20 protein-coding genes are annotated in these 22,552 nt (G+C 63.0%); 13 read left to right on the forward strand and 7 right to left on the reverse strand.

Annotated elements, in window-relative coordinates:
• Positions 1-16 precede the first annotated feature (16 nt).
• Entirely contained in the window at positions 17-1,324 is a 1,308-nt protein-coding gene (purB, locus tag VFG26_RS16530; protein ID WP_325027132.1) for an adenylosuccinate lyase, read from the reverse strand.
• Between the two features lie 791 nt (positions 1,325-2,115).
• A complete protein-coding gene (locus VFG26_RS16535; protein WP_325027133.1) occupies positions 2,116-2,358 on the reverse strand; it encodes a CDGSH iron-sulfur domain-containing protein in 243 nt (80 codons plus the stop codon).
• Positions 2,359-2,740: 382 nt separating this feature from the next.
• On the opposite strand from VFG26_RS16535, the gene VFG26_RS16540 reads away from it, so the two are divergent.
• Positions 2,741-4,228, forward strand: a complete 1,488-nt coding sequence (locus tag VFG26_RS16540; protein ID WP_325027134.1) for an APC family permease — start codon at positions 2,741-2,743, stop codon at positions 4,226-4,228.
• Positions 4,229-4,466: 238 nt separating this feature from the next.
• Positions 4,467-5,486: a magnesium/cobalt transporter CorA gene (gene corA / locus VFG26_RS16545; RefSeq protein ID WP_325027135.1), complete on the forward strand. Its 1,020-nt coding sequence runs from the start codon at positions 4,467-4,469 to the stop codon at positions 5,484-5,486.
• A 56-nt stretch (positions 5,487-5,542) separates the two neighbouring features.
• On the opposite strand, the gene VFG26_RS16550 is transcribed toward corA, so the two are convergent.
• Both VFG26_RS16550 and meaB read right to left on the reverse strand, forming a co-directional pair.
• The gene (locus tag VFG26_RS16550; protein ID WP_325027136.1) at positions 5,543-5,935 is read right to left on the reverse strand and encodes a hypothetical protein; all 393 of its coding nucleotides are present in this window, start codon (positions 5,933-5,935) and stop codon (positions 5,543-5,545) included.
• Between the two features lie 175 nt (positions 5,936-6,110).
• Positions 6,111-7,088 (reverse strand): methylmalonyl Co-A mutase-associated GTPase MeaB, encoded by a 978-nt coding sequence (gene meaB / locus VFG26_RS16555; protein WP_325027137.1) that lies wholly within the window; start codon positions 7,086-7,088, stop codon positions 6,111-6,113.
• 129 nt (positions 7,089-7,217) lie between these two features.
• Between meaB and VFG26_RS16560 the strand changes: the two genes are divergently transcribed.
• Positions 7,218-9,266, forward strand: coding sequence for an acyltransferase family protein (locus tag VFG26_RS16560; RefSeq protein ID WP_325027138.1), 2,049 nt, complete (start codon positions 7,218-7,220; stop codon positions 9,264-9,266).
• Positions 9,267-9,283: 17 nt separating this feature from the next.
• Here the strand turns inward: VFG26_RS16560 and VFG26_RS16565 are convergent, their stop codons facing one another.
• Complete coding sequence (locus VFG26_RS16565) at positions 9,284-9,931, reverse strand: TIGR00730 family Rossman fold protein (protein ID WP_325027139.1); 648 nt, start codon at positions 9,929-9,931, stop codon at positions 9,284-9,286.
• Positions 9,932-10,134: 203 nt separating this feature from the next.
• Here VFG26_RS16565 and VFG26_RS16570 point away from each other — a divergent pair, with 203 nt between their 5' ends.
• Both VFG26_RS16570 and VFG26_RS16575 read left to right on the forward strand, forming a co-directional pair.
• Positions 10,135-11,766: a LysM peptidoglycan-binding domain-containing protein gene (locus tag VFG26_RS16570; RefSeq protein ID WP_325027140.1), complete on the forward strand. Its 1,632-nt coding sequence runs from the start codon at positions 10,135-10,137 to the stop codon at positions 11,764-11,766.
• Positions 11,767-11,850: 84 nt separating this feature from the next.
• Positions 11,851-13,758, forward strand: coding sequence for an ABC transporter ATP-binding protein/permease (locus VFG26_RS16575; RefSeq protein WP_325027141.1), 1,908 nt, complete (start codon positions 11,851-11,853; stop codon positions 13,756-13,758).
• A 22-nt stretch (positions 13,759-13,780) separates the two neighbouring features.
• On the opposite strand, the gene VFG26_RS16580 is transcribed toward VFG26_RS16575, so the two are convergent.
• Entirely contained in the window at positions 13,781-13,966 is a 186-nt protein-coding gene (locus tag VFG26_RS16580) for a hypothetical protein (protein ID WP_325027142.1), read from the reverse strand.
• 245 nt (positions 13,967-14,211) lie between these two features.
• Here VFG26_RS16580 and VFG26_RS16585 point away from each other — a divergent pair, with 245 nt between their 5' ends.
• The 8 genes from VFG26_RS16585 (at position 14,212) to VFG26_RS16620 (ending at position 22,010) form a co-directional block, all read left to right on the forward strand.
• Positions 14,212-14,961 carry a hypothetical protein gene (locus VFG26_RS16585; protein ID WP_325027143.1) on the forward strand — a complete coding sequence of 250 codons (750 nt, stop codon included), beginning with the start codon at positions 14,212-14,214 and terminating at the stop codon, positions 14,959-14,961.
• A 225-nt stretch (positions 14,962-15,186) separates the two neighbouring features.
• The gene (locus tag VFG26_RS16590; protein ID WP_325027144.1) at positions 15,187-16,461 is read left to right on the forward strand and encodes a carbohydrate porin; all 1,275 of its coding nucleotides are present in this window, start codon (positions 15,187-15,189) and stop codon (positions 16,459-16,461) included.
• 270 nt (positions 16,462-16,731) lie between these two features.
• On the forward strand, positions 16,732-17,670 hold the full coding sequence (gene miaA, locus VFG26_RS16595) for a tRNA (adenosine(37)-N6)-dimethylallyltransferase MiaA (RefSeq protein WP_325027145.1): 939 nt from the start codon (positions 16,732-16,734) through the stop codon (positions 17,668-17,670).
• Positions 17,671-17,753: 83 nt separating this feature from the next.
• Positions 17,754-19,517 (forward strand): acetolactate synthase 3 large subunit, encoded by a 1,764-nt coding sequence (locus tag VFG26_RS16600; RefSeq protein ID WP_325027146.1) that lies wholly within the window; start codon positions 17,754-17,756, stop codon positions 19,515-19,517.
• A complete protein-coding gene (locus VFG26_RS16605; protein ID WP_325027147.1) occupies positions 19,514-20,056 on the forward strand; it encodes a hypothetical protein in 543 nt (180 codons plus the stop codon). The genes VFG26_RS16600 and VFG26_RS16605 overlap by 4 nt, the downstream gene beginning before the upstream one ends.
• A 6-nt stretch (positions 20,057-20,062) precedes the next feature.
• The gene (locus tag VFG26_RS16610) at positions 20,063-20,737 is read left to right on the forward strand and encodes a glutathione S-transferase family protein (protein ID WP_325027149.1); all 675 of its coding nucleotides are present in this window, start codon (positions 20,063-20,065) and stop codon (positions 20,735-20,737) included.
• Between the two features lie 53 nt (positions 20,738-20,790).
• A complete protein-coding gene (gene ilvN, locus VFG26_RS16615; protein WP_325027150.1) occupies positions 20,791-21,336 on the forward strand; it encodes an acetolactate synthase small subunit in 546 nt (181 codons plus the stop codon).
• A 68-nt stretch (positions 21,337-21,404) separates the two neighbouring features.
• Positions 21,405-22,010 (forward strand): LysE family translocator, encoded by a 606-nt coding sequence (locus tag VFG26_RS16620; protein WP_325027151.1) that lies wholly within the window; start codon positions 21,405-21,407, stop codon positions 22,008-22,010.
• A gap of 17 nt (positions 22,011-22,027) precedes the next feature.
• On the opposite strand, the gene VFG26_RS16625 is transcribed toward VFG26_RS16620, so the two are convergent.
• Entirely contained in the window at positions 22,028-22,471 is a 444-nt protein-coding gene (locus VFG26_RS16625) for a DUF1190 domain-containing protein (RefSeq protein WP_325027152.1), read from the reverse strand.
• Positions 22,472-22,552: the final 81 nt, after the last annotated feature.

Below are 22,552 nucleotides of genomic sequence, written 5' to 3' on the forward strand. Positions count from 1 at the left end.
GGTGCGCCTCTAGGCTCTAGGCGTTGCCAAACACCCGCTTGAAGATCGTATCGACATGGGCGGTGTGATAGTCGATGTCGAACATCGCCTCGAGGGCTGCGGGCGGCACCTTCGCCGTCACATCCTTGTCCGCCTTAAGCTCGGTCAGGAAGTCCTTGCCCTGTTCCCATGTCTTCATGGCGTTGCGCTGGACGAGCGCATAGGCATCCTCGCGGCTGACGCCGGCCTGGGTCAGCGCCAGCAGCACACGCTGCGAATTGTGCAGACCGCCGAGCTTTTCCATGTTCCGTTTCATCGTCTCAGGATAGACGACGAGCTTCTCGATGACCCCTGCGAGGCGCGCCAAGGCGAAGTCGAGGGTCACAGTCGCATCCGGGCCGATCATGCGCTCGACGCTCGAATGCGAGATGTCGCGCTCGTGCCAGAGGGCGACGTTCTCCATTGCGGGAATGGCGTAGGCGCGGACCATGCGGGCGAGGCCCGTGAGGTTCTCCGACAGCACCGGGTTGCGCTTGTGGGGCATCGCCGAGGAGCCCTTCTGGCCGGGCGAGAAGTACTCTTCGGCTTCTAAGACTTCGGTACGCTGCAGGTGGCGGATCTCGACGGCCAGGCGCTCGATGCTGGAGGCGACGACGCCGAGCGTGGCGAAGTACATGGCGTGACGGTCGCGCGGGATGACCTGGGTGGACACGGGCTCGGGGACGAGGCCCATCTGCTCGGCCACGTACTCCTCGATGCGCGGGTCTACGTTTGCGAAGGTCCCAACCGCTCCGGAGATGGCGCAGGTGGCGACTTCCTTACGGGCGGCGACCATGCGCTCACGGGCGCGGGCGAACTCGGCATAGGCATAGGCGAGCTTGATCCCGAAGGTGGTCGGCTCGGCGTGGATGCCGTGGCTGCGGCCGATGGTGATGGCATTCTTGTATTCGAACGCGCGGGCCTTGAGGGCAGCGAGGAGCCGGTCGAGATCGGCGATCAGAAGGTCGGCCGCGCGGACCAGCTGCACATTGAGGCAGGTATCCAGCACGTCCGAGGAGGTCATGCCCTGATGGACGAAGCGGGCCTCGGGGCCCACGTGCTCGGCGAGGTGCGTCAGGAAGGCGATAACGTCGTGCTTCGTTACCGCCTCGATCTCATCGATGCGGGCGACGTCGAAGGTGGCCGCCGACCCCTTTTCCCAGATCTTTTTTGCCGCAGCCTCCGGAATTATGCCGAGCTGAGCGCATGCGGTTGCGGCATGGGCTTCGATCTCGAACCAGATTCTGAAGCGTGTTTCGGGGTCCCAGATGCGGGCCATTTCGGGTCGTGAGTAGCGGGGTATCATAGAGCCAAATCCTTGATGCAACGCGGGAGGCGTAGCAGACGGGCAACGCTTCAGCAATCGCAAGTGCCACTGTTCCGGGGGCTGCAGCGAAGGGGGTGCTCTGTGCTGCTCTGCAGCAAATACTTAGCAATGATTTGTGATTGCCAAGCCTGAATATCGTCAGTGTATCGCCACGAACGGCTGACCTTATCCAGCCATTACGAGCGAGGCGTTTCTGTATTTCGTTCAGGTAATATTCAGGGCAGTTAAGTCACACTCGTAAAATTCGTCGGTCTACGTCGGAATTGGCGCATTCTATTCGTGTATAGGTGGGCCTACATTGGAAGAACGCGAGATGTAATTGAGTCGGGGAGCACTCCGGAGCGGCGGCATCGAACGCCGGAGGGCTTCACGCAAAAGAACCATAGCGGGAGACTTTAAGAAATGTCGCAACAGATGGGCAGCGGGGAGCTGGCTGAATTGGTCCATCAGATGGAACAGACTGATGACGATCCGCGCCAGTGCTACGCCCTCGTGAAAGAAAGAATTTCAGAATTTCGGGATTCCGGGCGCGATATCCCCGACGTTTTGACGAAGCTTGAAAGACGCCTAATGACGGAATGCATGCTGGCCTCGCAGGGCCGCTGATATCCGCCTCATTGCAGGGTTCAATCACCTGCAATTGCGTTCTCTCATCTGCAACTTTTGAGGTCGCCACGGCCGGCTTGGGAAAGCCAGCGCTCGGCGGCCTTTTGTTTGCTCGCTGACGATCGCGCGAGCGCTCCGGCGTGCCGGCCGGTGTTGCCGGGCGGCTACAAAACGTTATGCGTGCCGTCGCAGAAGGGCTCGTCGTCGGTCGCCTTGCAGCCGCAGAGATTGAATGTGCCGGTATGGTCCGGGACGAACCGCATGGGTTCGAACGACGTGCCGTCATGCGAACCGTCGCAGAAGGGCTGGGTCTTGGATCTGCCGCAGCGGCAATACCAATACTCCTGGCCCTCGTTGAGTTCGACCTGGTAGGGCCCGGTTTGGGCGACTACGGCCTCGTCAGACATCTTCAAACTCCGATCTTGGTCGTGCTGGACTTGGTCGTGGGCTGGGCTTGCGAAGGCCCGGCTGCGGGAGCGTGCCGGACGCCCGCGCCGTCATTTTTCGGATTGGCTATAGGGTTTGGGAAGCTCAAGCAAGTGCTCCATTCTGTCCCGGCGCGGATCCGGCGGATGGAGGGCTTTCCGCTTGCGGAGCCCTAAAAGACGGGCATCGGACTGCACGGTATTTGTTCGCCGGGGCCGGTGGACATTCCCAGGCCGCTGGGTGAAGTTGACGCACGGTCTTGATTCCCTTCGGCTAACAACGTGGGTTGCAGGGGTGGCCGAGCGGGGAAATCCGTCAGCGGCTCAATACGCTCGCTGACGCTACAAGATGAGGGGCCGTCCTATGTCTAAACTCTTCCGCAAGAAGCCGGTTGGCTATGACGACTCCGACTTCGGCATGAAGCGTGTCTTGAGCGCGTTCGACCTGACGTTGCTCGGCATCGGCGCCATCATCGGCACGGGCATTTTCGTTCTGACCGGACACGCGGCTGCCGGCCAGGCTGGGCCCGCGGTCATTCTGTCATTCATCGTGGCAGGCCTCGCGTGCGCCTTCGCTGCGCTCTCCTATGCGGAGCTTGCGGCTTCGGTCGGCGGCTGCGGCAGCGCCTACGGCTACAGCTACGCGGCATTCGGCGAACTCATCGCCTGGATCATCGCCTGGGATCTTATCCTCGAATACGGCGTGTCAGTCGCCGCCGTCGCCAACGGCTGGTCGGGTTATCTCAACGACTTCCTGAGGTCCGTCGGCCTGCCATTACCTGAGGCGCTGACCAAAGGTCCAACGACCTTGGCGTGGAACGCGTACCTCGGCGGGGCGCTGGAATGGTTCGGCTTCGACCCCAACGCAGAGAGCGTGCGCAACGGGGGACTGGGCGGTTACATCAATCTGCCGGCCTTCAGCGTCATCATCGGGCTGATGCTGCTGCTCATCATCGGCGTCAAGGAAACGGCCCGCATGAATGCGATTGCCGTCGCCATCAAGCTTATCGCGGTCGCCGTATTCATTGCGGTCGCCGTGTTCAATGTGAATTCCGACAACTGGTTCCCGTTCCTGCCGTTCGGCTGGTTCGGCCACAACGAGGCGGGCCATCCGATCGGTGTCCTGGCGGGCGCTTCGATCGTCTTCTTCGCGTATGTCGGTTACGACGCCGTCTCGACGGCCGTCGAGGAGGCCCGGAACCCGCAGCGGGACGTTCCCATTGGCATCATCGCCTCGCTTGCCTTCTGCACGACGATCTACGTGATCGTGTCGGCGTTGATGACGGGGCTCATTCCCTATCCGGAGCTGAACGTTTCGTCTCCGGCGTCCGCAGCGCTGCTTCGCGTCGGCCACAACACGGCGGCGGGCCTGGTTTCCGCGGGCGTCGTCGCCGGCCTCATCACCGTGATGCTGGTGCTCTACTATGCGCTGACGCGCGTGATCGTCGGCGTGTCACGCGATGGCTTGCTGCCGTCCTACTACTCGACCGTCAACCGGCGGACGCATACGCCCGTGCGCACGACCGTGATCGTCGGCATCGTCATGGCGATCATGGCGGGGTTCATTCCGCTCGGCATTCTTGCCGAACTCGTCAACATCGGCACGCTCGCCGCTTTCATCCTCGTCTGCGGCGGCGTGATCTCTCTGCGCCTCTCGCATCCGGAACTGCCCCGGCCCTTCAAGGCCCCCGGCGGTATCGTGCTGCCGATGCTTGGCGTGATCTCGTGCGGCGCGCTCATCTTGTTCCTGCCCTACGAGACGCATCTGCGGTTCATCGGCTGGCTGGCGCTCGGGCTCGTGATCTACTTCGCCTATTCGATCCGCCACAGCAGGCTGGCCGTCGCCGGATAGGCCGGGTAGCCCGTTCGTCAAAGACTTCTGGAAACTGGCATAGGGCGAGAGTAGTTTCCCGCCCGACCAGGGCCGCCTGAACGCTGGCGTGCAATCTGTCGGCCCGGATACGAGGACCAACTCAAATGGACAGCGACAGTCGAAGCACCCCTTCGATTTCGCCGGCATTCGTTCAGCGCGCCTGATCGCCGGGCCCGCCGGACGGCTGCGCGGCAGCCGTGAACCGGAAAGGCCCACCATGCTCCGCAGCTATCGCCGCGAAAATTCCTATCTCGTCCTCGCGCAGGAAGGCATTCCGACGGAGACATCCGGGCCGGCCGACGTTCCGGTCTGGATCGATCTCTACAATCCGGCGCCGCAGGACAATCGCTATGTCGAGCAGCTGCTCGGCATCTCGCTGCCGACGCGGGAAGAGATGCAGGAGATCGAGGTTTCTGCCCGGCTCTATCAGGAAGACGGTGCGGAGTTCATGACGCTGACAGCCGCGTCGCGGCTTGAAAGCGACGAGCCGACCAACACGCCGATCACGTTCGTGCTCAAGGGCAACACGCTTGTGACCGTGCGCTACGAAGAGCCTAAGGCGTTCGCCAATTTCGTCGTGCGCGCGCAGCGTTCGAACGCCGTTCCGGTCTTCAACGGCGAGCAGATCATGATGGGATTGATCGAGGCGCTGCTCGATCGCATGGCGGATGCGCTAGAGCGGGTGGGCAACGGCATCGATCAGGTTTCGCGTCAGGTGTTCCGCAAGGGCAAGACCGAGACGCGGAAGGGACGGGCGGAGAAGGTGTCGCCTTCGGGCGATGATTTGCAGGCTGTCATCGAGCGCATCGGCCAGGACGGCGACTTGTTGACGAAGGTGCGCGAAAGCCTCGTCAGCATCAACCGCGTGCTGACGTACCACACGAGCGTCGAGCAGCAGGACAAGAAGGTTACGAAGGAAGCCAAGGCGCGCACCAAGGTTCTCTATCGCGACGTCGTCGCCTTGACCGATCAGGCGACGTTTCTATCGAGCAAGGTAAATTTTCTGCTCGATGCGACGCTCGGGCTCATCAATTTGCAGCAGAACCAGATCATCAAGATCTTCTCGGTTGCCGCCGTCGTGTTTCTGCCGCCGACGCTGGTGGCGTCGATCTACGGGATGAACTTCGCCGATATTCCCGAACTCAAGTGGATGTTCGGCTATCCGTGGGCGCTGGGCTTGATGGTTGTCTCGGCGATCCTGCCGTACCTCTACTTCAAGCGGCGAAGGTGGCTTTAATGTTTGGCATTGGCGACTCGCGTTCCGCGAGCCGGCCGCCAATGCCGGACGTCTGGTCAGTGCGCGGTGCCGGTCATGCCGTCGTTGCTGGCCCAGCGGAGCGTGGAGCCGCTGCGGCTGACGGAGAAGCATTGTTCGCGGCCCGCCTGCCAGGTCTTCCAGCGTTGGCAGAACTTGTTGCCGGCGATGCGCCAAGTGCCGTGATCTTCGGTGATGCCACCGGAGTAGACGGCCATTGCCTTCGACTTGGCAGCCATGGTGCCACCGGGATTGTAGCGAATGGGAAGAGATCCGAACGGCACGGAGATGTGGATCGTCCGCCCGGCGAGGAGAGCGTGGAGCTCAGCGCCCGTGAGTTCGCCCGCTGTAGCGGTTCCGCTTGAAGCGACGACCGATGTCATCGCCGTTGCCATGGCCATCGCCAACGCGGCGCCTACGCCTTTACGCATATTCTCATTCCCCCCGTGGGCATTGCTCTGCTTGCCCGGCGACGCTTCCTTCGTTGAGCCAGCCGCCGGGCGTTGAACTCGATGTCCGACGTCTAGCAAATCGTTGCTCGGGGTGCGCCCGGAGGCTGTGGAAAAAGTAAAGATCGGCGGCCGCGTGTTGCGCGGCGCGCGCGATTTACTCTTGGAGCAGGCGCCGGGCTGCCTTGTCGGGCGTCATCGTGCCGGAGAGGACGGCATCGGCGAGGGGATCCAGTCCTTCCTTGCCGCCGGCCTTGATGCGCGCGGCGACAATGTCGGCGGCAGCGCGGGCGATGAGGTAACGCGCGCGGCGGCGGCGGCGGGCAATTGCGCCTTCGGCGGCGACGCGTTTGCCGATGTCTTCGAGCGCACCGATCAGTTCGGGCACGCCTTCGCCGCTCAGCGCGCTCGTCTTCAGGACCGGCACCTTGTCAGCCGCCATCGCGCGAATCGAGAGCGCGCCGATGAGCTGCTGCATGGTTTGTTCGGCGCCGGGACGGTCAGCCTTATTCACGACGATGACGTCGGCGATTTCGAGAAGGCCTGACTTCATCGCCTGAATGTCATCGCCCAAGCCGGGGGCGGCAATCACGATGCGGATGTCGGCGACCTCGGCGACGTCGATTTCGTTCTGGCCAGTGCCCACGGTTTCGAGCAACACGATGTCGAATCCTGCGCCGTCGAGGGCATCGATGACGCGGACAGCGGCTGGCGAGAGGCCGCCGAGATAACCGCGCGAGGCGAGCGAGCGCACGAACACGCCGTCGTCGTCGAGGGCCGCTGTCATGCGGATGCGATCACCGAGGATGGCGCCACCCGAGATCGGGCTCGAGGGATCGACGGCGACGACGCCAACGGTGCGGCCCTGTTTTCGCAAATGCGCGATGATGGCGTTGACGAGCGTCGATTTCCCGGCACCCGGCGGGCCAGTCAGCCCGATGACGAGCGCGTGACCAAGATGCGGCTGCAGGGCCTGCAACAACGCAGGGGCGGCTGCTGACAGCCGTTCAAGTTCGGTGATGACGGAGGCGATGGCGCGGCGCTCGCCGGATCGCATCCGATCGACATAGCCCGGAATTTCGGCAGCAGGAATGCGGGCGGCGGGAAGCTGCGGGTCTGCGGTCTGTTCGGCCATATGCGCTGATTAGAAGGGAAGGGGATTTTGTGCAACAGCGGGTTGCGCCCGTTGTGGACGGCTTGGAACGAGACGCTGCCTCGGCGCCCCTTGTGTGTAATGCTCGCCTTATAGATGGGGGCCATATTGATGGGGGGCCGATCGTTGCACAATGATGCGCGTCCGAGCGTGCCACGGCAACATTACCGGGCCGATATCGACGGGCTACGGGCCGTCGCCATTTTGGGCGTCCTTGCCTTTCACCTTCAATTAGGCGGTGTCACCGGCGGCTTCGGGGGCGTCGACGTTTTCTTCGTCATCTCGGGTTTTCTGATCGCTGGGATCATCCGGGGCGAGCTCGAGGCGGGAGAGTTCTCTCTTTCCAACTTCTATCTGCGACGCATAAGGAGGATCGTGCCGGCGCTGTTTACGTGCCTCTTGGGCACGACTGTCGCCGCGGCGCTTATTCTCTTCCCGTACGATTTTCTGAAATTCAGCCAAAGCCTGGTTAGAGCCGCGCTGGGGCTATCCAACTTCTATTTCGCACAGCGCTCCAACGATTACTTCAGCAGTGCCGCTGCCGAAAAGCCCCTGCTGCATACTTGGTCGCTCGGCATCGAAGAGCAATTCTATGCGGTGTTTCCGTTGCTGGTGATGCTGCTGTTCCGGTTCAGGCGCCAGATCATCGTTCCGGCGATGGCGGCCGCGGCGGCGGCGTCACTGGCGTATAGCGCGTACGCGGTTTCGCAGTCGCCGGCGCCAGCGTTCTTTTCGACGGGCGGCCGCGTGTGGGAGTTGCTGCTCGGTACGATGCTCGCGTTCGGTATCCTGCCGCAGGTCCGCAATCAGATGGTGCGCGAGGCGGAAGCCCTACTCGGCGCGGCGATGATCGGCGCTTGTTACTTCGGCTACAGCGAAGGGACGCCGTTTCCCGGTTTCGCGGCTCTGCCACTCTGCGCGGGGGCCCTCCTCATCATTCACGCGGGAATTGGCACTGAGGACGGCGGCGGGCTGCCCCGGACGATGGTCGCGCGGCTGCTCGCGGCGCCGCCCGCAGTTGCCCTGGGTAAGATCTCCTTCTCCGTCTATCTCTGGCATTGGCCGCTGCTGGCGCTGGCGCGCTATCGCTTTCCGGAGACGTTCGGGGCTGAACTCGAGTCGCAAGCGGGCTTGCTGTTGCTGGCACTCAGCCTCGCGCTCGGCATCCTCTCGTGGCGGCTCATCGAAACGCCGTTCCGCAGAGCGCCGGCCGTGCAAACGCCTTGGAAGGTCTTTGCGAGCGCCTTCGCGATGTTGGCCTTGCTGTTGGGCGGCGCGCGAGTCGTCGCCGGAAAACCGGAGAGCCTGCAGGGCTGGTCCCCCGAGATCGTCAAACTCGATGCAGCGAACGGACGCAATCTAAAGCCCACCTCGGCGTATGGCGTCGCGCCGGCCAGGGAAGAAGGTTGGCCCGGCGACACAACCATCATGGGAAGCGGCAAGGGGGAGATTGATACTCTCCTTTGGGGAGATAGCCACGCGCTCGCCATCCTTCCGGGCCTTCACGACTATGTCGTGAAGTCAGGAAAGCGCATGATCGTCGCTGCGCGGCCAGGATGTCAGCCGTTGATCGACATCGATTTCTCAGGAAATCGTTTTGCGGACGTGTGCCGTGGCCTCAACGATCGAACGCTCGCTGCGCTCATCGACAGCAAGATCAAGCGCGTTATTCTGGCCGGGCGCTGGATGGCCTCTGCCGGCGCGGCTCAAGATAAGCGCCGGAAAGCCCAGAGCGCACGGAAACCGAAAAGGAAAGAATTTGAGCCGGCGCTAGAGGACACCGTCGATCGGATCGTGGCGCTCGGGAAGGAGGTCGTAATCATCGGTCCTGTGCCTGAGTATCCATTCAACGTCATCGCAGTCGCCGAACGTCATGCTGCCTGGGGCATCCCGCTGCCCGAAGAAGTGACGCTCGAAAACTTCGTGGAGCGCGGACAGCGCGTGCTGACGCTGCTGTCGCGGTTGGATCAAAAGGACGGGACCGACATCGTCTATCCGCATCTGCGGCTGTGCGGGGACGGCACGTGTCACTACCTCAAGGACGGGGTGCCTTTGTACGTCGATGATGACCATTTGAGCGCGGCCGGCGCGGGCGAGCTTCGCGACATGTATGCCGAGGTCTTCACGCGGAAGCCCGAGCTGACGACCGCGTCGCAGTAGCAGGCCTTTCGCCCAGGCTAGAACCGCTCCAGCACGTTCTCTTCCGTGGCGGGTTCCGCCGGGGTGGCGGCGGCGAGGATCGCTGCGACGGCGGCTTCGCCGCTGTCGACGACGGTGAAGCGCACGTCGAGGCCTTCGCGGATGAAGGTCTCCTGCCGCATGTGCTCGAGAAGCGCTAAGAACTGGTTCCAGAAGCCGTCGATGTTGACGATGACGATGGGCTTTGCATGGCGGCCGAGCTGTGACCACGTCAGCTGCTCGACGAGTTCTTCCAGCGTGCCGACGCCGCCGGGAAGGGCGACGAACGCATCGGCGCGGTCGAACATCAGCTGCTTGCGGGTGTGCATGTTCTCGACGACGATCAGTTCATCGACGTCTTTGAGCATGCGTTCGCGGTTGACGAGAAATTCGGGAATGATGCCCGTCACCTTGCCGCCGGCGCCGAGCGTCGAACGCGCGACTTCGCCCATGAGGCCGAGGCTGCCGCCGCCGTAGATCAAGCGGAGGCCGTTATCGGCGAGTGCTTTGCCAAGCTTACGGGCGGCGATGGCGTAGGCGGGGTTACGGCCCTTACCGGAGCCGCAGTAAACGCAAACGCCTTCAATTTTTGCGGGGATTTTAGATGGGGCATCGTCTGCCGGACCGGTGCCCGGCAATTTGCTCATTTCGTTCATTCTGGGTCCATTCTCAACTGTGGTCTTCTGTATCTAGGCGCTCCCCCCGAACGCGCCAGAGGATGCATGGGACGCATGCTGCTTTTGTGGACGCGATACGACGTTCAGATCATAATTTCGCGCGACCGGGCCCCTTGGGGTGGCGGCGGGCCTATACGTGTGCTTAGCTCATCGTAGGGCTTGGGGGCGACGTTATGATAACGGGCGAAGCCACGGTTTTAACTAAGAAAATCGCGATCGCCAGGGCGCGGGCGGGCGCCATTTCAGCGCTGTTCGCCATGGCCGTGTTTTCGCCGCTGCCACTCCATGCTGCGAGCGACACCGGCGCGGGGCGGCCGCCGGGGACAACGGTTATGGCCGGGCGGAGCTTTCCGGCCGTCATTGCCGCGGATAACGAGGATACGCTGGAAGCCGTGGGCGCGGCGTTTCGCGTTGCCGCTGAAGAGCAGCGCCGGCCGTTCGTGAAAGAGCCGGAGAAGCCCGGGACCGCGGTCGACTTATGGTCACGGCGAGAGCTTGGGATTGCCGAGCGCATTCAGGATTGGCTGGCGCGGGCCAATCGCGAATTCCAGACGACGATCATTCGCCGGTTATCGACGCCCGCTGTCAACGGCGATGCGATCGCTCGCCAGATCGAACAGATGCGGAAGGACGAGGCGGAAGCGGCGGCGCGTGGCGCACAGGAGGCGCTGGATTCGGTTGCGGCCCAGCGTGCGGCTGAGGCCGAGGCGCAGCATCAGCGGGGGTTGGCGGACGCGGCGGCGAAAGCTGCCGAAGAGGCGAAGGCGCGCGAGGCCGAACGCGAGCGGCTGGAGGCCGCGCGGGCCGCGGAAGAGCAGCGAAAGGCGGACGAGGCCAAGCGTCTGGCGGAGGAGGAGCGGCAGCGCCAGGAGCAGCTCCGTCTCGCTGAGGAAGAGAAAGCGAAGCAGAGAGCCGCTGAGGAAGCCGCTGCCAGAGAGGCTGCTTTAGCTCGCGAGCGGGAGATCGCCGCGCAACGGGAGGCCGAAGCGGAGGCTGCCCGGAAAGCTGAGGAGGCGAGGAAAGCCGAAGCTGAGCGGCAGGCTTGGCGGGAAGCCGAGACGGCTCGGATCGCGGAAGAGGCGAAGCGCAAGGCTGCGGAGGAAGAAGCTAAGCGCGTTGCGGAGGAAGAAGCCAAGCGCGTTGCGGAGGCGGAAGCGGCCAAGGCTGCAGCCGAGCGCGAAGCGGCCGAACGTGAGGCCGCTCAACGCGAGGCCGAGGCGAAGGCAAGAGAGGCAGCCTTGAAGGAAGCCGCAGAAAAGGAACGTCTCGCGCGGGAAGCGGCTGACCGGGAAGAGGCGGGCAAGCGAGAGGAAGCGGCGAAGCGGGAAGCGGAAGCCAGGGAAGCGGCGGCTGCTGCGGAGAAGGCGCGGGCCGCGGAGGCCACCCAGCTGAGCGCAGCGGCTGAGCCGGCTGCACCTCCGGCTGCGGCGGAGAAGAGGATTGCAGCGACGGCCGCTGAAAAGACTTCGCCGCCCGACGCGGGTGCTCGCAAGCGGCGTCACGCAAGCGCGCGCGGGCATCGGGCATCCAACCGGCGCGCCGTTCTCAAGAGCCGGCATGTCCGGGGGCCAGCGGTGCAGCGCTGGGTGCGGCGGGCGCGGCATGGACGATGCGCGGCAGCGGGGAGAAAAGTTTTCGTGCCGGGCCGCTATACGGTCGCACGGGGCGACAACCTGTGGCTCATCGCGCTCCGGCACTACCGGACGGGCTGGTACTTCCGCCGGATTTATCTGGCCAACCGGCAGCTTATACGCGATCCCGACCTGATCTATCCGTGCGAACGGCTATATCTGCCGCGCCGCTGAGGTCTGCTGCTGAGGCCCGGGCGGCGATGTGGTGCGCCGGGCGGGCGATGGACTTTCCGGGCGCGGGACCTTATTTGAAGCCGCATGCAAAACGCCCCCGTCACCAGGAGCGCTGCGGTCCGCAATGGGCTGCTGGCGCGCTTCACTCCATCCGCTGAATCCCGCCGCGTCCTGAGGGCGCTTTGGCCATACGTGTGGCCGCAGGACCGGCCCGATCTGAAGCGGACGGTCATCTGGTCGTTCGTCATCATCGTGATCGCCAAGGGCGTGACGGTGACCGTGCCGTTCACGCTCAAGTGGGCGACGGATGCGCTGGTGGCGGCAACGGGCGGACATGTGGCGGGCAACCAGACGCTGCCGTGGCTCATCGGAGCGCCGGTGGCGGCGACCCTTCTCTACGGCCTTGCGCGCATCGCGATGTCTCTGCTCGTGCAGATCCGCGAGGGCATGTTCGCGCGCGTCGCGATGCATGCGGTGCGGAAGCTCGCGCTCTCGACGTTCGAACACATGCACCGGCTGTCGTTGCGGTTCCATCTCGAACGCAAGACGGGCGGGCTGACGCGCGTTCTCGAACGCGGGCGGACGGGGATTGAAAACATCAGCCGCATGGCGCTGATGACGCTCATTCCGACGATCGTCGAATTTCTGATGATCATTGCGGTGTGCGCGTACGAGTTCGACTGGCGCTACATCGTGACCATCGTGCTGATGATCGCGGCCTACCTTTGGTTCACGGTGAAGGCGACGAACTGGCGGCTTTCGATCCGCCGGGCCATGAACGAGAGCGATACCGACGCCAACACGAAGGCGATCGACAGCCTGCTCAATTACGAGACGGTGAAATATTTCGGCGCGGAAGGCCGGGAGGCTGCGCGCTATGACCGCTCGATGGCAGCTTACGAGAAGGCGAGCATCAAGACCTATACATCGCTCGCAGTATTGAACTCAGGGCAAGCGGTCATCTTCACGATTGCGCTGACGATCTGTCTCGTGATGTCGGCAGCCGACATCGTCGCGGGCCAGGGGACGGTCGGCCATTTCGCGATGGTCAACCTGCTCATGCTGCAGCTCTTCATGCCGCTCAATTTCATGGGCATGGTCTACCGCGAGATCAAACAGGGCCTGACGGACATCGAGCGCATGATGGAAGTGCTCGAGCAGAATCCGGAAGTGGCGGATAGGCCGGGCGCCAAGGAGCTGAAAGTCGCTGGCGGGGCGGTGCGCTTCGACCATGTGGGCTTTGCCTACGACGAAGAGCGGCGCATTCTGAAGGACGTGTCGTTCGAAGTGCCGGCCGGCAAGATGCTGGCGATCGTCGGCCCGTCGGGTGCGGGCAAGTCGACGATCGGGCGGCTGCTGTTGCGCTTCTACGACGTGACGAGCGGAAAGATCACGATCGACGGGCAGGATATTCGCGATGTGACGCAGCATTCGTTGCGTCAGGCGATCGGCGTCGTGCCGCAAGATACGGTGCTCTTCAACGACACGATTTTCTACAACATCAAGTACGGCCGCGCGGATGCGACGGACGAGGAAGTCTATCATGCGGCGAAGCTGGCGCAGATCGACGACTTCGTGCGGGCGCTGCCCGATGGCTACAACACGATGGTCGGCGAGCGGGGCCTGAAGCTTTCGGGCGGCGAGAAGCAGCGCGTTGCGATCGCACGGACGATTTTGAAGTCGCCGCCGATCCTGCTTCTCGACGAGGCGACGAGCGCGCTCGACAGCCATACGGAAAAGGAAATCCAGGACGCGCTCGACCGTGTCTCCAAGGACCGCACGACGGTCGTCATCGCGCACCGTCTGTCGACGATCATTCATGCCGACAGCATTCTGGTGCTCGAGGCTGGGCGCGTGGCGGAGCAGGGCACGCACGGCGAACTCATCGCCAAGAACGGGCTTTACGCGAGCCTGTGGGCGCGGCAGCGGCAGGCGGAAAAGGCGCGCGAGGAATTGGCGCACGCGCTGGAAGAGGCCGGAGAGCCGGCGTGATGCGCGCGCCGGTTCAGCTTGGCTAGTCTTCCACGATTTTCCAGTTGGCGGGGTTTGGGAGTTTCTTGCGCTTCGTCTCGGCCTCTGCGCGCGTCGTGAAGCGGATCGCCAGCGCTCGGGGCACGAATACGTCGCCGTTGCCGAGATAGGCGTGCTGCCCGGTGGAGCGGAAGACGTCGGGCCGTTGTTCTTCGAGCAGATAGGTCATTGGCCGAGACCTCGCGTTTCGCCCGCGCCCTGAGTTCACGCGCAAGAATGAGGGCAATTTCCGCCAAAAGGCCAGCCCCGGATATGCCGGGCGGCCCGAACCGGCCTCGATCTGCCATTCAGTGCTCGAGCCCGCTCGCGCAGCTGGACCTGGGAGAAAACTTATCCCCGCTCACTGGGCCGGTGGTAGATTACGGCTCATGCCCAGTATTTTCGGGTTTTGCGAAAGGATCGAGGCATTTGGAAGTGAAGGATTTGGCGGCGGCGTTGAAGCGGGTTTTAGCTGCGATCTGGCGTGGCTCGGTGATTGCGCTCTGGGCGGCGCGTGAAATCGTGCTGACGGCCTGGGCGATGATCCGCGGACCGCTGATCGCGGCGCTTCAGGTCGTCACAGCACTGATCATCCTCTTCGAGGAATGGGGATGGCGGCCGCTTTCCGATCTCATTGCGCGGCTCGCGAAGTTCGCGCCCATTGCGGCGGCGGAGCGGCTGATTGCCCGGCTGCCGCCTTACGCTGCGCTTGCGGCGCTGGCGTTGCCGACGACGCTGCTCGTGCCCTTGAAGTTCGTCGCGGTCTGGCTGCTCGCCAACGGGCATTTTCTATCGGCGACGCTCCTGTTCATCGGCGCGAAGATTGCCTCCACCGCGGTGATTGCGCGGCTCTTCATTCTGACGAAGCCCTCGCTGATGCAGATCGGCTGGTTCGCGAGCGCCTACAACTGGCTGATGCCGTGGAAGGACGCGCTGTTCGCGCAGATCCGCGCATCGTGGGTCTGGCGCTATGGCCGCGTTGTGAAGGCGCGCACGAAGCAGGCTGTCGCGAAGCTCTGGGCGCAAACGCGGCCGCAGATTGCGGCCTTCTGGCTGCGCTTGACGGGGCGGGAGCTGCGATGGGGGAAGGCGCTACCGAAACGGGCAGGTTCCTTCGAGGGCGAATCGCTGCGCATCATGCCGGCGGCTGCGCGGCCGCGGCGTGAGGATGGATCGGGCAGCTGATTGACCAGCGCGAAGATTAGAATGAGAATAAGAAGCAATTGCATTGCAAATCAGACACATAGTATGCATGCTATGCCGTGATGCTCGACCGAACGCTGCTCAGATGTTGACTGCGAAGGTCAAGTATCATTTCATCTGTATGCAGATCTAGTGATCCGCCGCCGGGCTAGGGGCTGCTGGGATTTTCTCCTGGCATGCTTGGCGGTTTCTAGAGGGGACTTTGCAATGAAGTGGGGTTATGCGGCAGGCATGGCGCCAGCGCTGGTGCTGGCATTCCTGGCTGCTGCAGTGGGGGCTCGAGCCGAAGAGAAGGACGAGAACAAGGGGCTTCCCGAAGTCTCGATCGCGCGGGAGCTGCCTTATGATGCCGCGCGCGCCTCGCTGGCTGCGGCCGGCATCACTTACGGCGTCAACTACACGGGCGAATATTTCAACGTTTTCTCGGGCGGGCTGTCGCGCGGCTCGACTTACGACGGTGTCATCGAAGGCGTCGTCGATATCGACCTCGAGAAGGTGCTCGGCTGGAAGGGAGCGGTCATTCACGCCAACGCCTTTTATATTCACGGCATCGGCCCCACCACGAAGACGGGCAGCATTTTCGCGGTAAGCAACCTTGAAGGCCTGGAAGCGCTGCGGCTTGACGAGTTGTGGCTCGAGCAGTCGCTGTTCAACGACAAGCTGAAGGTGAAGGTTGGTTCGATTGCCGCCGATACCGAGTTCTTCATCAGCGATACGGCGGCCGTATTCATCAACGGGACATTCGGGTGGCCGGGCATCACAGCGTCCGACATGCTCGCAGGGGGGCCGGGATATCCGCTGGCCTCGATGGGCGTGCGGGTGGAATATGCGCCGACCGACAAGCTGACGCTGCTTGCCGCTGTCTTCAACGGCAGTCCGGCAGATCCCTTTTCTGACGACCCGCAGAAGGCCAACCGGCACGGCGTCGATTTTCGTTTCGGCGATGGCGAACTCGTCATGGCCGAGGCGCAATACAAGTATGAACTCGGCAAGCTCGCCGGCACGGTCAAGCTCGGCGGCTGGACGCAGCTCGATGCTCCCGACGGCACTTACGTGAATTTCGCCACGGGCCGGCCCGTCAACTCCGACTACGGGATCTACGGCATCATCGATCAGCAGGTCTGGAAGCAGGGCGACAACCAGAGCATCAACGTCTTCGGCCGCTTCTCGGGGAGCCCGGGAGATCGAAGCCCGATGGACTTCTACTTCGACACGGGCATTCTCTTCGCGGGGCTGGTGCCCGGCCGCAAGAAGGACTCGTTTGGCGCCGCGTTCGGGTTCGGGCAGATTTCGTCCGATCTCACGGCGACGGATCCGGGGGAGATTGGAACGCACGAGTCGGTGCTGGAGGTCCTTTACTCCGCCGAGTTGAAGCCCGGCATGACCCTCATTCCCGATTTCCAGTATTTCTGGGATCCTGGCGCGACGCCGGAAGTGAACCATGCCGCCGTTGCTGGCGCGCGGTTGCGGATCAACTACTGAGCGAGTGGCGCGCACGGAGCCTGCTGAAGGTGTCATCCTCGGGCTTGGCCTGAGGATCCATTAAGCAGCATCGGCGGTGCTCGCTGAACGATGGATCCTCGGCATAAAGCCGAGGATGACAGTTGTTGAGGCTCGCCGGGGTGCAACCTAACACCGGCGTTCGGGCAAAGCGGGGAACCACAACAAGCGGATAGGCTGGCGGGTTAGCCGCACGAGCGAAGAACCGTCCGGCTTGTGTCTCCGGGCGCTGCGGGGCTAGGAGGCTCTTCCATGAGCAGCGTTGAAAGAGATCTGCGGCCGGTTCTGATCGCCGGGCCGACGGCGAGCGGCAAGTCCGCGCTTGCGATGGCGATTGCCGAGCGGACGGGCGGGGCGATCATCAATGCTGACAGCATGCAGGTTTATCGCGAGCTGCGCACTCTGACGGCGCGGCCTTCGCCCGAGGAAGAGGCGCGCGTGCCGCATGCGCTCTATGGGATGGTGCCGGCGTCTGAGGCTTATTCGGCCGGGCGTTTCGTGCGCGATGCGGCGGTGGCAATCGCGGCGGCGCGTGCAGAGGGGCGGCGATCCATCATCGTTGGCGGCACGGGGCTCTATTTCAAGGCGCTGCTCGAAGGCCTGTCGCCGATACCGGAGATCGATCCCGACGTGCGCGCCTACTGGCGGGCCGAGGGGGAGCGGCTGGGAGCAGCCGCGCTGCATGACGAGCTAGCGAAGCGCGATCCGGTGATGGCGGCGCGGCTCAGCCCGAGCGACCTGCAGCGGGTCACGCGGGCGCTGGAGGTCATCCAATCGACGGGGCAGTCGCTTTCATACTGGCAATCGTTGCGCGGTGAGCCGGTGATCGCGGAAGGCGAGACGGTCCGGCTTGTGGTGGCGAGTGAGCGCGCGGAGATGCATGCCCGGGCCGATGCGCGCGTCGACCGCATGATGCGGGAGGGCGCAATCGAGGAGGTGCGGGCTCTGTCGGAGCTGCAACTCGATCCCGAGCTGCCGGCGATGCGGGCCATCGGTGTGAGACCGCTTCTCCGGTTTCTAGGGGGCGAGGGGGGCCTCGAGGACGCCGTCGAGGGAACGAAGGCCGAGACCCGCCAGTACATCAAACGGCAGGAAACTTGGCTCCGGCGACATATGATTTCGTGGAAGCCTGTCACTACGAAAGAAACGGAAAGTTCTATGCGAGATATTTTCGCATTTATTGACCGTTAGCGTTGACCGATTAGGCTCGCGCCCTTACTTTCCGCCCACATTTGAAAACCCGCCGGCACTTGCCCGGGCGAAGGAGTTTATTCATGGCACGCACGATGACCGGCGCCGAGATCGTATTGCAGGCGCTGGCGGACCAGGGCGTCGAGCTCGTGTTCGGATATCCGGGCGGGGCGGTCCTGCCGATCTACGACGAGCTCTTCAAGCAGGAGAAGATCCGCCACATCCTCGTTCGCCAGGAAGGCGGCGCGCTGCATTCGGCCGAAGGCTATGCGCGATCGACTGGCAAGGTCGGCGTCTGTCTCGTGACGTCGGGGCCGGGTGCGACGAACGCCGTGACGGGTCTTGCCGACGCTCTGATGGATTCCATTCCGCTCGTGTGCATCACCGGCCAGGTGGCGACACATCTCATCGGCAACGACGCGTTCCAGGAATGCGATACGGTCGGCATCACGCGGCCGTGCACAAAGCACAACACGCTCGTCAAAAGCGTGAACGATCTCGCGCGCATTCTGCATGAGGCATTCTACATTGCGCGCACGGGCCGTCCCGGTCCGGTCGTGGTCGATATTCCGAAGGATGTGCAGTTCGCGCTCGGCAATTACGTCGGGCCGTCGAACATCCAGCACAAGACGTACCGGCCGAAGCTGAAACCCGACCAAACGGGCGTGCGCGAAGCGATCGATCTCATCGCCAGCGCCAAACGGCCGGTGTTCTATACGGGCGGCGGCGTCATCAACTCGGGTCCGAAGGCGAGCCAGCTGTTGCGCGAGTTCGTGCGGCTGACGGGCTATCCGATCACGTCGACGCTGATGGGGCTTGGCGCTTATCCCGCGTCCGACAAGCAGTGGCTCGGCATGCTCGGCATGCACGGCACGTATGAAGCCAATCACGCGATGCACGATTGCGATGTGATGATCAACATCGGCGCCCGTTTCGACGACCGTATCACGGGCCGCGTCGATGCGTTTTCGCCGAACTCGAAGAAGATCCACGTCGATATCGATCCGTCGTCGATCAACAAGAACATTGTCGTGGACGTGCCGATCATCGGCGACTGCGCTTATGTTCTGGAAGACATGCTGCGTATCTGGAAGGCCAAGGCGCCGGCAATAGACAAGCCGGCGATCAAAGCCTGGTGGAAGCAGATCGACGGCTGGCGGGCAAAGAAGTCGCTTGCCTACAAGAACTCCAAAGACATCATCATGCCGCAGTACGCGTGTCAGCGTCTGCAGGAGCTGACGAAGAATCGCGATACATTCTTCACGACCGAGGTCGGTCAGCATCAGATGTGGGCGGCGCAGTTCCTCCAGTTCGAGGAGCCGAACCACTGGCTGACGTCCGGAGGACTGGGCACGATGGGATATGGTCTGCCTGCCGCTATCGGCGTGCAGCTTGCGCATCCAAGGTCGCTCGTCATCGACGTTGCGGGCGACGCGTCGATCCTGATGAACATCCAGGAGTGCTCAACGGCGGTTCAATACCGGCTGCCGGTGAAGGTCTTCATCATGAACAACGAGTACATGGGCATGGTGCGGCAGTGGCAGCAGCTTCTGCACGGCAACCGGTTGTCTGAGAGCTATACCGAGGCGCTTCCCGATTTCGTGAAGCTTGCCGAGGCCTATGGCTGGAAAGGCATGCGTTGCGAGCATCCGGCCGATCTCGACGATGCCATCAAAGAGATGATCAATACGGATGGCCCGGTGATGATGGATTGCCGTGTCGCGAAGCTTGCAAACTGCTTCCCGATGATCCCGTCGGGCAAGGCTCATAACGAGATGCTGCTCGGCGACATTACCGACGAAGAAGTCGAGCGCGCGATCGGCGATGAAGGGAAGGTACTGGTTTGAGAAGCGGGGGCTCAGGCTTAGGCAGCGGCCTCGCAGCAGCTGCCATGTTCATGGTGGCGCTCGTGGCCTTGCCGCAGGCGTCGTTTGCCAAGGATGACTGGGGCCGCGCCGCCAACATCAAGGACGCGGCGACGCGCCTTGCGGACTTGCATCGCCGCCAAGGTTCGCAGGGCGTGCTGAAGTTCCTCGATGCCTGCTACCGCACGCAGACGCTCGCCAGCAAATACTCGGCGGGTTTGGAGTCGTGCATGGCGCAGGACTACATGCACAGCCAGGTGCTGGCGCAGATCTACGCGCGCATTCCGCAGGCGGAGCGCGTGCGGATGGGGACGCCCGCACCGGAAGACATCGCGCGCGCAATGGGCCAGCGGTTCGTCGCCACCTTCCGGCAGTACAAGATCTCGACCAAGGAAGCCGAGAAGTTTAAGAAGCTGGTCGATGTGAACGGCATGCCGATCTTCCTCAAGTCGGTCTTTCCGCCCCGGAAGCCGGGTGAGCCGGACAGCGAAGGCGACGCCGGCGCGGCGAGCAAGAACTAGCCAACGATGCTGAAGCTCGTCATTGCCAACAAGCTCTACTCGTCGTGGTCGCTGAGGCCATGGATGGTGCTGTCCGCATTCAACGTGCCGTTCGAGGAGATCCTCATTCCGCTGAGGACGCCCGAGAGCCGCGGCATGGTGCTGGAGTATTCGCCCTCCGGCAAAGTCCCGGCGCTAATCGACGGTGACGTCACGGTCTGGGAAAGCCTCGCCGTCATCGAATATCTGGCGGAGAAGTTTCCCGAGCTTGCGATCTGGCCGCGCGATGCGAAGGCGCGGGCGCATGCCCGGTCGATTTCGAATGAGATGCACGCTGGGTTCCAGGCGATCCGGCAGGGATGCCCGATGCACTTGGGCGCGCGCTTTGCTACGCCGCCGTTAACCGAACCGATGCGGGCCAACATCGACCGGATCGAAGACATCTGGTCGGAGGCGCGCAATCGCTTTGCGGGCGGGCAGAGCTTTCTTTACGGTGCGTTTTCGGCGGCGGATGCGATGTATGCGCCGGTCGTCACGCGGTTCGACACGTACCAAATTCCCGTGCGCGAGGCGACGAGAGCCTATATGGATGCGGTACTCGCGCATCCCGCTTTCAAGGCGTGGCGGGAGGCGGCGCTCGTCGAGGCGTGGCGGATTCCCGATTACTCGGAAGGCCACACCCTCGTCGAAAGCTTCTGCTGATCCACGTTTCTTCTCACTGATCTCCCGTTTCATCTGACCTCAAGAGACCGCCGATGTACGACCAAACCAAGCAAATGCCGCCGCCGAGCGTTCTCAGATCGCAGGAGATCGTATCGCGCACGCTGTCGGTCGTCGTCGATAACGAGCCGGGCGTGCTCGCGCGCGTCATCGGCCTCTTCGCGGGACGCGGCTACAACATCGACTCGCTGACGGTTACGGAAGTCGAGCACGAGAAGCGGCTGTCGCGTATTACCGTCATCACGAGCGGGACGCCTGCCGTGCTGCAGCAGATCAAGCATCAGCTGGAACGGCTCGTTCCGGTGCATCGCGTGCGCGATCTGACGGAAGAGGGCGGCGCGATCGAGCGCGAGCTGGCGCTGGTGAAGGTCGCGGGCAAGGGCGAGAAGCGCATCGAAGCGTTGCGGATCGCCGAGATCTTCCGGTCCAAGGTCGTCGACACGTCGATTGAACATTTCGTGTTCGAGGTGACGGGCAAGCCCTCGAAGATCGAGACGTTCATTCAGCTGATGTCGGAGTTGGGCCTCGTCGAAGTTTCGCGCACGGGCATTGCAGCCATCGGGCGGGGCTCCGCCGGCTGACCGGCCAAGTCCATCACACCTAGAAGTTCGGCAAGAGGGGCATCGCGGCCGGCGGTGTTGCCGGTGACATGTCACTTCATCTGTTTCTGTCGCTGCTGGGGTTCGCCTTCGTCTCGTCGATGACGCCCGGGCCCAACAACACGATGCTGCTGGCGTCGGGGGTCAACTTCGGCTTCAGCCGGACGTGGCCGCACATGATGGGCGTGACGGTCGGGTTCACGATCATGATTGTGGCGGTGGCGCTGGGCGTCGGACGTGTGTTCACCGCGTTTCCGGCGCTCTTTGCGGTGCTCCGGATTGCCAGCATTGGCTATCTGTTGTGGCTCGCTTGGCGGATTGCGACCGCGGGCACGAGCGATCCCATGCTCAAAGACAAGGCCCGGCCGATGACCTTCTTCGAGGCTGCGCTCTTCCAGTGGGTCAACCCGAAGGGTTGGATGGTGGCGTTGAGCGTTGCCGCAAACTACGTCTCGCCAGAGAACCTCTGGTCGAACATCGCCGTGCTTTCAGCCGTGTTCACGACCGTGTCGCTGATCTCGACATCGACCTGGGCGTTCTTCGGGACTTCGCTGCGGCCGTTGCTGGCCGACGAGCGAAAGGTCCGCATTTTCAACGTGGCGATGGCCGTTGCACTCGTTGCGTCGCTGTGGCCGATCGTCCTCGAAATGATTTGAGAATTTGACGCCGGGCGTCAGCTCTTCTTGGACACCCGTGCGTTCTGGTGCGCCAGCGTCGCGGCCGATTCCGAAAAATTAGAACCGTCATCGTTCAGACCAAACTTTTGTTTGTCGAGCCCTTTGAATGCGAGTGAACCGTCGGACGTCGCATAGAGCGGAATTGCGCTCGGCGGCTTGCCGAAGACTACGAGGAATGCCTGGACGTTGGGCTGGTATTTGCCGTCAACGCCCCTGGCGCAGCGGTCCGGGCCCTCGGCAGCCGCGCAGGCACTCAGCGATTTATAGGACGGCGCGCGGTTCTGATGCAGTGCAACCGCAGCGTCGATCACCTGTCCACATTGGTCGATCGACAGCTTCCCGGTACTCGCGCAATCGCCCGACGAGATGAAAATGCCCGTTTCGGCTTTCGGCGCTTTCGCAGTCGTGCCGTTGCCGCAACCGGCAAGGGCGGCGGCCAAAAACAACACTCCAGATAGCGAAAGCGTTCGCATGTTATGGTCCAAAACCGGGCGTAGGCAGCCGGGAATATGCGTGTTCGG

This window comes from Hyphomicrobium sp., from assembly GCF_035687085.1.
Lineage (GTDB): Bacteria > Pseudomonadota > Alphaproteobacteria > Rhizobiales > Hyphomicrobiaceae > Hyphomicrobium_B.